General features: G+C 72.0%; 9 protein-coding genes and 1 pseudogene. 7 read left to right on the plus strand and 3 right to left on the minus strand.

Annotated elements, in window-relative coordinates:
• Nucleotides 1–125 precede the first annotated feature (125 nt).
• Entirely contained in the window at nucleotides 126–1,319 is a 1,194-nt protein-coding gene (locus ACH4S8_RS30200; RefSeq protein WP_398399543.1) for an argininosuccinate synthase, read from the minus strand.
• A 248-nt stretch (nucleotides 1,320–1,567) separates the two neighbouring features.
• Between ACH4S8_RS30200 and ACH4S8_RS30205 the strand changes: the two genes are divergently transcribed.
• The 3 genes from ACH4S8_RS30205 (at nucleotide 1,568) to ACH4S8_RS30215 (ending at nucleotide 3,861) form a co-directional block, all read left to right on the plus strand.
• Nucleotides 1,568–2,410 (plus strand): hypothetical protein, encoded by an 843-nt coding sequence (locus ACH4S8_RS30205; protein ID WP_398399545.1) that lies wholly within the window; start codon nucleotides 1,568–1,570, stop codon nucleotides 2,408–2,410.
• Between the two features lie 161 nt (nucleotides 2,411–2,571).
• The gene (locus ACH4S8_RS30210) at nucleotides 2,572–3,159 is read left to right on the plus strand and encodes a pyridoxamine 5'-phosphate oxidase family protein (RefSeq protein ID WP_398399547.1); all 588 of its coding nucleotides are present in this window, start codon (nucleotides 2,572–2,574) and stop codon (nucleotides 3,157–3,159) included.
• Between the two features lie 3 nt (nucleotides 3,160–3,162).
• Nucleotides 3,163–3,861, plus strand: coding sequence for a L,D-transpeptidase (locus ACH4S8_RS30215; protein ID WP_398399549.1), 699 nt, complete (start codon nucleotides 3,163–3,165; stop codon nucleotides 3,859–3,861).
• A gap of 205 nt (nucleotides 3,862–4,066) precedes the next feature.
• On the opposite strand, the gene ACH4S8_RS30220 is transcribed toward ACH4S8_RS30215, so the two are convergent.
• Complete coding sequence (locus ACH4S8_RS30220; RefSeq protein WP_398399740.1) at nucleotides 4,067–5,506, minus strand: sensor histidine kinase; 1,440 nt, start codon at nucleotides 5,504–5,506, stop codon at nucleotides 4,067–4,069.
• A 110-nt stretch (nucleotides 5,507–5,616) separates the two neighbouring features.
• On the minus strand, nucleotides 5,617–6,327 hold the full coding sequence (locus ACH4S8_RS30225) for a response regulator transcription factor (RefSeq protein ID WP_398399742.1): 711 nt from the start codon (nucleotides 6,325–6,327) through the stop codon (nucleotides 5,617–5,619).
• Nucleotides 6,328–6,826: 499 nt separating this feature from the next.
• Between ACH4S8_RS30225 and ACH4S8_RS30230 the strand changes: the two genes are divergently transcribed.
• The 4 genes and pseudogenes from ACH4S8_RS30230 to ACH4S8_RS30245 form a co-directional block, all read left to right on the plus strand.
• On the plus strand, nucleotides 6,827–8,185 hold the full coding sequence (locus ACH4S8_RS30230) for a ferric reductase-like transmembrane domain-containing protein (RefSeq protein WP_398399551.1): 1,359 nt from the start codon (nucleotides 6,827–6,829) through the stop codon (nucleotides 8,183–8,185).
• Nucleotides 8,186–8,192: 7 nt separating this feature from the next.
• A complete protein-coding gene (locus ACH4S8_RS30235; RefSeq protein ID WP_398399553.1) occupies nucleotides 8,193–8,681 on the plus strand; it encodes an FMN-binding protein in 489 nt (162 codons plus the stop codon).
• A gap of 125 nt (nucleotides 8,682–8,806) precedes the next feature.
• Nucleotides 8,807–10,144, plus strand: a complete 1,338-nt coding sequence (locus ACH4S8_RS30240; RefSeq protein WP_398399744.1) for a ferric reductase-like transmembrane domain-containing protein — start codon at nucleotides 8,807–8,809, stop codon at nucleotides 10,142–10,144.
• Nucleotides 10,145–10,163: 19 nt separating this feature from the next.
• Nucleotides 10,164–10,523 (plus strand): annotated as a pseudogene (locus tag ACH4S8_RS30245) (FMN-binding protein); the annotation flags it as partial.

The following is a 10,523-nucleotide window of genomic DNA, read 5'->3' on the forward strand; positions in this document are numbered from 1 at the left end:
TCCTCGAAAGGTGTGGATGTGCCACCGCCTCCCCACGCGTACGTGAGGAGGCGGTGGCCAGGCTAGTGCTCGGGCGGCCCGGAGGGCGGCGGACACGACACGGTCCGCGCCAAGTCCCGTACCGCTTAAGCCAGATCCCGCTTGGCGGCGATCTTCGACGACAGGCTGTAGATGTCGATGAAGCCCTTGGCCGCGGCCTGGTCGAAGGTGTCGCCGGTGTCGTACGTGGCGAGGTCGAAGTCGTAGAGCGAGGTGTCGGAGCGCCGGCCCGTGACGACCGCGCGGCCGCCGTGCAGGGTCATCCGGATGTCGCCGTTGACGTGCTGGTTGGCCTCGTCGATGAAGCCGTCCAGGGCGCGCTTGAGCGGGGAGAACCACTGGCCGTCGTAGACCAGTTCGCCCCAGCGCTGCTCGACCTGCCGCTTGTAGCGGGCGAGTTCACGCTCGACGGTGACGTTCTCCAGCTCCTGGTGCGCGGTGATCAGCGCGATCGCGCCCGGAGCCTCGTACACCTCGCGGGACTTGATGCCCACGAGCCGGTCCTCGACCATGTCGATCCGGCCGATGCCCTGGGCTCCGGCGCGCTCGTTGAGCTGCTGGATGGCCTGCAGGACGCTGACGGGCTTGCCGTCGACGGCGACCGGGACACCCTGCTTGAAGGTGATGATCACCTCGTCGGCCTCGCGGTGCTCGGCCGGGTTCGAGGTGTACTCGTAGATGTCCTCGATCGGGGCGTTCCAGATGTCCTCCAGGAAGCCCGTCTCGACCGCGCGCCCGAAGACGTTCTGGTCGATGGAGTACGGGGACTTCTTGGTGGTGGCGATCGGGAGCTGCTTCTCCTCGCAGAAGGCGATCGCCTTGTCCCGGGTCATCGCGTAGTCGCGGACCGGGGCGATGCACTTGAGGTCGGGGGCGAGGGCGACGATGCCGGCCTCGAACCGCACCTGGTCATTGCCCTTGCCGGTGCAGCCGTGGGCGACCGTGGTGGCTCCGTGCTTCTGGGCGGCGGCGACGAGGTGCTTGACGATCGTCGGCCGGGAGAGGGCGGAGACCAGCGGGTAGCGGTCCATGTAGAGGGCGTTGGCCTTGATCGCCGGGAGGCAGTACTCGTCGGCGAACTCGTCCTTCGCGTCCGCGACCTCGGCCTCGACGGCACCGCACGCGATGGCGCGCTTACGGATGACGTCCAGGTCCTCGCCGCCCTGGCCGACATCGACCGCGACGGCGATGACCTCGGCGCCCGTCTCCTCGGCGATCCAGCCGATGGCGACGGAGGTGTCCAGACCGCCTGAGTAGGCGAGTACGACGCGCTCGGTCACGGGATTCTCCTCAACAGTGCATTCGCTGACATGCATGAGTATGCAGCACTCTGCATGGTTCGTCAATTGCGGCCCGCCCGGGCGCGCTCGGTCGAGGAATCTTCACCGAGGGTTGAACACTCGTAATCGTTTCCGCGTATCTCCCGCTGAACGCAGGCGCCGCGTTCATGCACGGCAGACACACGGACATTGACCGACCGGTCGAACGCCGGATGGTCGTCCACCCCCGACCCGAGTGAGGATTCCGCATGTCCAGGGCTCTTCCGAAGTACAACAAGCGGCGCGTCGTGATGATCGGCGGCGCCTCCGCCGTGGTGCTGTCCGCGGCCGTGATCGCCGGCAGTGCTCTGGCGGGCGAGACGCACAACACCGCGCAGAACGCCACGACGAAGGCCGCCGCGAACACGGTGAACTGCCCGGCGGTCGCCCCGAGCCTGCCCGCGGTCCCCGCCTCCGCGAAGGCCGAGGTCGACCGGAACCTCGCCCTGTTGAACACCCAGATCGCCGAGGCGAACAAGCGACTGGTCGACACCGTCGGACAGGGCGGCCCCAACTTCGTCCAGAACGCCATCCTCGGCCCCCTCAAGGACAAGCGCGTCGCCACCGTCAACCGCATCGCGACGGCCATCGGGCGTACGGCCGCCAAGCCGCAGGGCCTGGACGCCCTCGCACCCTGCACGCTCAACACCGCCGGAGGCGCGGCCGCCGGCGGTACGGGCGCCGCGTCCGCCGCCCCGAGCGCCGCGGCCACGGCCCAGGCGGGCGGGGCCGCCTCGGGAACGGGCGCCGCCACCGCCGCGGGCACCATCACCTGCCCGGACGTCGCCTCACAACTGCCGGCCGTCCCCGCCTCCGCGAAGGCCGAGGTCGACCGCAACCTCACCCTGCTGAACACCCAGATCGCCGAGGCGAACAAGCGACTCGTCGACACCGTCGGACAGGGCGGCCCCAACTTCGTCCAGAACGCCATCCTCGGCCCCCTCAAGGACAAGCGCGTCTCCACGATCGACCGCATCGCGATCTCCATCGGCCGCACCGCCGCCAAGCCGCAGGGCCTGGACGCCCTCGCCGCCTGCACGCTCGACAAGTGACCTGACCGGTGATCCGGCCGCCCCGAAGACGCCGGCCGGGGCGGCCGCACACGGGTTCCGGCGGTGTCCCTGAACGGCGCCGCCGGAACCCGCAGTCCCTCGGACACCGGAACCCGCAAACCCTTAGACAGGCGAAAGGCTTTCCCCGATAATCGTTAGACATGGGAAAGACCTATGAGCGCATCGACGGCCGCCTCCGCTCGTTCATCGAGGCACAGCCCCTCTTCTTCACCGCGACCGCACCGCTGTCCGGGGACGGCACGGTCAATCTCTCCCCCAAAGGGCTCACCGGCTCGTTCGCGGTTCTCGACGAACTGACCGTGGCGTATCTGGACTTCGCCGGGAGCAACGCGGAGACCATCGCGCATCTGCGCGAGAACGGCCGGATCACCCTGATGTGGTGCGCCTTCCAGGGCCCGCCCAACATCGTCCGGGTGCACGGCCGCGGCGAGCCGGTCTTCCGCGACGACCCGCGCTTCCCGGAGCTGCTCACCCGCTTCGGCGGCATCGACCCGGCCTCGCACGGACTGCGCGCGATCATCGTCGTGACCGCCGAGCTCGTCCGCGACACCTGCGGCTACGCGGTGCCCTTCATGTCCTACGAGGAGGACCGCGATCTGCACGGCAAGCGTTTCGCGCGCGAGGACGACGCCTCGCTGAGCGCGTACTTCACCAAGAAGGAGCACATCGCGACGAGCCTGGACGGACTTCCCGGGCTGCCGCTGCCGTTGCCCCCCAGTACGGTCTGAGCCATGCGCCTCGGAGCCGCCGCCCTCGCGTCCGCGTCCCTGCTCGCCCTGGCCCCGAGCGGGCCGCCGCCCGCCACCGTCCTTCCCGCGAGGCTGGCCGACACCGGCGGCGGGAGCCAGCTCGTCACGGCCGAGGCCCCGCGCCCGGACGCGACCTCGGGGACGCTCACGTGGTGGGACCTGCGGGGCGGGCGCTGGGTGCGGGCCGGTTCGGCGCCCGCGCGGTTCGGGGCGCGCGGACTCGTCGAGGGCGGAGCCCGGCTCCAGGGCACGAACACGACACCCACCGGTCTGTACGAGCTGCCGTACGCGTTCGGGACCCGGGCGGCACCGCGAGGGACCTCGATGCCCTACCGCCGGGTGACCAAGGACTCCTGGTGGTGCCAGGACAACGCGTCCCGCTCGTACAACCGGTGGGCCGAACCGCGCCCCGCGGACTGCCGGGCGAAGGAGTCCGAGCACCTGATCACCTACACCGGCCAGTACGCGCACGCCCTCGTCATCGGCTTCAACTACGAGCGCCCCGTACGAGGCCGGGGCGCGGGAATCTTCCTGCACGTCGACGGCAACGGCCCGACGGCCGGCTGCATCTCAGTGCCCAAGGACACGATGCGGCGCCTCCTCACCTGGGCAAACCCCGCACGAGCCCCCCACATCGCCATCGGCACGACAACCGGAACAACAACGATCACCCGCTACTGACGACACCGCACCACCGGCCGCCACCCCCCGCGCCACATCGCACCCGCAGCCGGGATCCGGCGCGAGGGGCCGTGCCGGTACATCGATGCCCGTCGCCATCAACGCTCACCTCCTGTCCGACAGCGACGGGCTGATGCACCGGCACGGCCCCGCCCCACCACCGGAGCGGGCCACCGGACCCGAGCCACCGGCCTCGGGCCGCCGTTCAGACCGCCGGAAGCCTGACCGTGAACGTCGTCGCCCCCGGCCTGCTCTCCAGCCCGACCGTGCCGTGGTGCGCCTCGACCACGGCCGCCACGATGGACAGACCGAGCCCCGCTCCGCTGCCGGAGGCATCGGCGCGGCGCCGGTCCGCCCGGGTGAAGCGCTCGAAGACACCGGGCCGGACGTCCTCGGGAACCCCGGGGCCGTCGTCCTGGACCTTCAGCACGGCCTCCTTCCCGGCACGCTCCAGGGACACCGTCACCCGGGTGCCCGGGGGCGTGTGAAGCCGCGCGTTGGCCAGCAGGTTGGCCGACACCTGCTGGAGCCGGTGGGCGTCGCCCGTCACGGTCACCGGCTCCTCCGCCAGTTCCAGGACCCACCGGTGGCCGGGGCCCGCCGCGCGGGCGTCGGTGACCGCGTCGAGGACGAGGTGGGTGAGGTCGACGGGAAGGCGCTCCAGGGGACGGCCCGCGTCCAGGCGGGCCAGCAGCAGCAGGTCGTCGACCATCTCGCCCATCCGCGCCGACTCGGCGGCGATCCGTTCGAGGGCCCGCGTCACCTTCGGGGGCACCGGGCCGGGGTGCAGCAGCGCGAGCTCGGCGTGCCCCCGGACCGACGCGACCGGGGTGCGCAGTTCGTGGCTGGCGTCGGCGGCGAAGGTGCGCAGCCGTTCCTCGCTCGCGTGCCGCTTGGTGAGCGCGTCCTCGACATGGCCGAGCATGCGGTTGAAGGCGGCGGCGACGCGGCCCACCTCGCTGCGCGGGTCCGACTCGGGCGCCCGGGGAGGCAGTGCCACCTCCCCGCTGGCGAGCGGGAGTTCGCTGACCCGGGTGGCGGTCGCGGCGACCCGGTTCAGCGGCCGCAGCGACCAGCGCACCCACAGGGCCCCGGCGACTCCGGCGACCACCAGGGCCACGCCGAGGACCAGGCCGGCGACGAGTTCCAGACGGTGGACGGCCGCGTCGACCGGCTCCGTGGGCAGCCCGGTGATCAGTACGTCACCGTCCTTGCCCGTCGTGGCCAGGACGCGGTAGCCGCCCAGGGCCGAAAGACAGACGGTGTGGGCACGGCCGTCCACCGGGACCGCCGCCAGGACCGCCTCGTCGTGGGCGGTCGGATCCACGTTCCGGACGGCGGTGCCGGGGCCCGGCGGCACGACGGCGGCGGTGGTGACGTCCCCGCCGACCAGACGTGCTCCGAACGTGCCCGTGCTCTGGCGCCGGATGTCCCCGTGTTCGTCGCCGTCGTGGTCGGACGGCTTGCCGGGCGGCGTCGTCGAACCGTGCTCCAGGCTCGCCGGGAACCGCGCCCCGGCTTCCTGCAGCTGCTGGTCGAGGCGGCCGGTCAGGAAGCCGTCCAGTTCGTAGACCGCGGCCACGCCGACGGCCGCGCAGCTGACGGCAAGGAGCACCAGGAGCCCGGCGGTGAGGCGGGCGCGCATCGTGCGGGGCCGCGGCAGCGCGCGCAGGGCCGAGGCCAGCCGGGCCCACCGGCGCCCGAGCCCCTTCCCGTTCCCGTTCCCGTTCCCGTTCCCGTCCCGCGTGTCCGGCTTCACCGGCCCGCCGCGGGCTTGATGACGTACCCGGCGCCCCGGACCGTGTGGATCATCGGGTCCCGGCCCGCGTCGACCTTCTTGCGCAGGTAGGAGATGTAGAGCTCGACGACATGGGCCTGGCCGCCGAAGTCGTAGGACCAGACGCGGTCGAGGATCTGCGCCTTGCTGAGCACGCGGCGCGGGTTGCGCATCAGGAAGCGCAGCAGCTCGAACTCGGTCGGCGACAGCTCGACCAGGTCCCCGCCCCGGGTGACCTCCCGGGCCTCCTCGTCCATCGCCAGGTCCCCGACGACGAGCCGTGGGCCCTCGTCGATCCGGCGGGCCATGCCGGCACGGCGGAGCAGTCCGCGCAGCCGGGCGACGACCTCCTCCAGACTGAAGGGCTTGGTGACGTAGTCGTCGCCGCCGGCGGTGATGCCGGCGATCCGGTCCTCCACCGCGTCCCGGGCGGTGAGGAAGAGGACGCACACGCCGGGCAGCACGGTGTGCAGGTCGCGCAGCACGGCGAAGCCGTCGGTGTCCGGGAGCATCACGTCGAGGACGACGGCGTCGGGCAGCAGCTCGCGCGCTCCGGCGGCGGCCGAGACGCCGTCGTGCGCGGTACGGACCTCCCATCCCTCGTAGCGCAGTGCGCCGGAGAGGACCTCGGCCAGGTCCGGATCGTCGTCGACGACGAGGACGCGCACGGGGGTGCCGTCGGGCCGGATGAGGGTGGGCGGCCTGGCACTCCCGCGCGCGCGGACGACACCGTCACCGGGGGCTTCGGCGGCACGGGGCTCCGGGGCCGCAGGGGCACGGGCCTCCGGAGCGGCGAGGGTACGGGCCTCCGGAGCGACGGCGGCACGGGCTTCCGGGGCCGCGGGGGTACGGGGGTCCCGGCCCGGTGAGGCATCGGGCTCCGGGACCGCGGAGTCGGGGGAGGGAGTGTTCATGTCGCCTTCCAGCATCGCTCCTGGCGGGGGGCGCTCCCGGCCCCGCGGCCTCTGAGTTTCCTCTGAGTCGTCTCCGACCACGGGGAGGCCCGCTCCCCCGCCACGCCCGGTCCGCCCCGTTTCCCGGTCCCCCGCATGCCTCTCCGCGCTCTCCCCCTCCTGCCCGCCGCTCTCAGTTTCCTGTGAGTGCGCCCGGAACGGGCTCGTTCAGAGCGGTCTCAGAGGTTCACCGAGCACAGTTTCCCCCCGGACCGCAGGAAAGCAGGACAGACAGATGACCACGGTGTACGAGCGGGCGGATCCGCGCACGGCACGAGGACGCGGGCGGCCCCGGCCCTCACCCGCCGGGCCGCTGCTGGCCCTGCTGTGGGCGGGAGCGGCCGGGGTCCTCGCCCTCTGGTGGACCGACACCCGGTCGGTGGTGGGCCTGGCCGGCTGGCTGACGGACGCCGGGCGGATCGCCGGGCTGCTGTGCGGCTACAGCTGCGCCGTCCTGGTGGCCCTGATGGCCCGGGTCCCGCTCCTGGAGCGGCGCGTCGGGTCCGACCGGGTGGCCCGCTGGCACGCCATGGCCGGCCGCTACACGGTCTGCCTGCTGGTGGCGCACGTCACGCTGATCCTGTTCGGCTACGCCGCCCAGGACGGGACGGGCGTCGTCCACGAGACGCTCAGCGTGGTGTTCGACTACCCGGACATGCTCAAGGCGACGACCGGCACGGTCATCCTGTTCGCCGTCGGGATCACCTCGGCGCACGCGGCCCGCCGCCGGATCAGCCACGAGTTCTGGTACTACGTGCATCTGCTGACGTACGCGGCGGTCTTCCTGGCCTTCTTCCACCAGCTCGCGCTCGGCTCCGACTTCGTCGGCGACGCGGCGGCCCGGGCGGCCTGGTACGCCCTCTACCTCGGTACGGCCGCGCTCGTCGTGTGGTTCCGGCTGCTCGCCCCGGTGCGGCTCAACCGGCGCCACCGGCTGCGCGTGGAGTCGGTGCACCGGGAGTCCCCCGGGGTCTTCTCCGTGGTGATCCGCGGGGAGCGTCTGGACGAACTGGACGCGCGGTCCGGCCAGTTCTTCCGCTGGCGGTTCCTCGCGGACGGAATGCGGTGGACCTCGACGCCGTACTCGCTGTCGGCGCCGCCCCGGCCGGACCTGATGCGGATCACGGTGAAGGCGCTCGGCGACCACAGCGCGGCCGTGGGGATGCTGCGTCCCGGCACCCGGGTGTGGGCGGAGGGCCCCTACGGCTCGCTGACCGCGGACCGCAGCAGTACGTCGAAGGCCCTGCTGATCGCGGGCGGCGTCGGCATCACACCGCTGCGCGCCCTGTTCGAGACGCTGCCCGGCCGGGTCACGCTCCTCTACCGGGCGCGCACCGCCGAGGACTTGGCGCTGGGCGGCGAGCTGGAGGACATCGCGCGGTGGCGCGGGGCCCGGGTCCTGTACGCGCTCAACGCCGCCGACGGCACCCGCCCGCGGCTCACGGCCGGGTCCCTGCATGAGGCCGTTCCGGACATCGCCGAGCACGACGTCTATCTCTGCGGGCCCCCCGCGATGGCCCGGGACCTGTACGGGGCGCTGCGCGCAGCGGGTGTCCCCGACCGCCGTATCCACCACGAGTCGTTCGAGCTGTGAGGCCGCCGTGCACGCCCTGAAGAAGAACCGTCCGCTGCGCCGGGTGACGCTGGCGGCCGCCACCACGGTCACCGGTTTCGTCCTGCTGCTGTCGCTGAAGCCGCACACACCACCGGCGCCGGCCGAGGCCTCGTCGTCGGTGGGCCGTTCCTCCACCGCGTCCCCGGGCGGCTCCTCCGGAAGTTCCGCGGGAACGTCCGGGGGCTCGAAGAGCACGGGGAGCAGGACCGTCACCGGCGATACGGTGCAGACGCGTTGGGGTCCGGTCCAGGTGCGGATCACGTTGGAGGACGGCCGGATCACCGAGTCCGCCGCGGTGGCCTATCCTTCGGAAAATCCCCGGGACCAGGAGATCAACAGTTACGCGATTCCCCAGCTCAGGCGCGAGACACTGGCCGCGCAGAGTGCCCAGATCGACTCGGTGTCCGGAGCCACCTACACCAGCGACGGATACAAGCAGTCACTTCAGTCGGCACTCGACTCGGCAGGCCTCTGAACGCACGGGCGTCGTGGACCGTATCTCTGGGCCAGGGGGCCACTCCCCTCACCCCGTCTCTCCAGGACGAACACGGAGGAACCGTGTCCACGATCGCCGGTGGTCGCGCCGCGCGGCGCCAGACCATGCGCCGAATCCGCCCTCGCCGCTCGCCCGCCGTCCCGCTGTTGATCGCCGTCTGGGCCGGCGCCGCCGCCGTCCTCTGGCTGTGGTGGCACGACACCCCGTCCATCGCGGACAACAACAGCAGGATCCTCAACGCCGGCCGTATCACCGGGCTGCTCGCCGGATATCTGATGGCCCTCGTGGTGCTGCAGATGGCCCGCGTCCCCGCCCTCGAACGCCGGGTGGGATCCGACCGGGTGGCACGCTGGCACGCGATGACCGGCCGCTACACCATCTGCATGGTCCTCGCCCATCTCTTCCTGACGATGTGGGGCTACGCCCTGCAGTCCGGCAAGGGGCTCGGCGGGATCGTGCAGACGACCATCGACTCGGTCAACCAGCTGCCCGACATGGGCAAGGCGGCGATCGGCACGGGTCTGCTCGTGCTGATCGGCTTCATCTCCGTCGGCTGGCTGCGCCGGCTGATCCCGTACGACACCTGGTACCACGTCCACCTGCTGACGTACGCCGCGGTGTTCCTGACGTTCTGGCACCAGCTCTCCACCGGCAACGACTTCGCGGTGGAACCCGTCGCCAAGACCGTCTGGTACGGGCTCTACGGATCGGTGACCGCCCTGGTCCTGTGGTACCGAATCCTTTCTCCGATCCGGCTGAACCTGAAGCACCGGATGCGGGTCCAGGCGGTCATCGAGGAGACGCCCGGCATCGTGTCGGTGCTCATCAGCGGACGCAAGCTGCACCGGATGGGCGCGGAGGCCGGGCAGTTCTTCCGCTGGCGCTTCCTGGCACCCGGGATGCGTTTCAGCTCCCACCCGTACTCCCTCTCGGCGTCGCCCCGTCCCAACATGCTGCGCATCACCGTGAAGGCGATCGGCGACCACAGCGCCGCGCTGCGGGATCTGGAGCCGGGCACCCGGGTCTGGGCCGAGGGCCCGTACGGCGCCCTGACCGCCGGAAAGCGCAGCCGCGGCAAGGTGCTCCTGGTGGCGGGCGGCGTCGGCATCACCCCGATGCGGACGCTGTTCGAGACCCTTCCCGGCGCGTCGGGCGACCTCACACTGCTCTACCGGGCCAACACCACACAGGATCTGGCCCTGTGGGACGAACTGGCCGCCATCTCCAAGGAGCGCGGGGCGCGTCTGATGTACGCGGTGAACAGCCCCGACGGCGAGCGTCCGGACATCTCGGCGGACTCCCTGCGCCGCAAGCTGCCCGACATAGACGACCACGACGTCTTCATGTGCGGGCCGCCCGGCTTCGCCCAGGAGGTGTACGCGGCACTGCGCGGCGCGGGGGTCCCCGCCCGCCGCATCCATCACGAGTCGTTCGAGATGTGAGCGACGGGAGTCAGGAACGATGAAGACAAATCACCCCATCCGGCGGTTCGTGCTGGCGAGCGCCGCCACCGTGTCCGGGATCGTGCTGCTGCTGGCGCTCAAGCCCGCGTCCGACCCGGCCGCCGCGGCGGCGCAGGCCGGTGCGGCGCCCCAGCAGACGGCGGCCGCGCAGGGGGCGGCGCAGGGCGGCGGCGCCGAGCAGGCGGGTGCCGGCACCGTCCTCGGTGACGTGGTGCGGACCGAGTACGGGCCGGTCCAGGTGCGGCTGACCATGAGCGGCGGCAAGATCACCAAGGCGGACGCGGTCCAGGCCCCCGCGGGTGGGACCAGCGACCAGAAGACCGCGCTCGCGGTGCCCAAGCTCAACCAGGAGGCCGTC

The organism is Streptomyces sp. NPDC021080, assembly GCF_044333225.1.
GTDB lineage: Bacteria > Actinomycetota > Actinomycetes > Streptomycetales > Streptomycetaceae > Streptomyces.

Excerpts from the sequence above, each read along its gene's own strand:
- ACH4S8_RS30205 (WP_398399545.1), top strand. The coding sequence starts at position 1,568 with ATGTCCAGGGCTCTTCCGAAGTACAACAAGCGGCGCGTCGTGATGATC.
- ACH4S8_RS30210 (WP_398399547.1), top strand. The coding sequence starts at position 2,572 with ATGGGAAAGACCTATGAGCGCATCGACGGCCGCCTCCGCTCGTTCATC.
- ACH4S8_RS30215 (WP_398399549.1), top strand. The coding sequence starts at position 3,163 with ATGCGCCTCGGAGCCGCCGCCCTCGCGTCCGCGTCCCTGCTCGCCCTG.
- ACH4S8_RS30220 (WP_398399740.1), bottom strand. The coding sequence starts at position 5,506 with ATGCGCGCCCGCCTCACCGCCGGGCTCCTGGTGCTCCTTGCCGTCAGC.
- ACH4S8_RS30230 (WP_398399551.1), top strand. The coding sequence starts at position 6,827 with ATGACCACGGTGTACGAGCGGGCGGATCCGCGCACGGCACGAGGACGC.
- ACH4S8_RS30240 (WP_398399744.1), top strand. The coding sequence starts at position 8,807 with ATGCGCCGAATCCGCCCTCGCCGCTCGCCCGCCGTCCCGCTGTTGATC.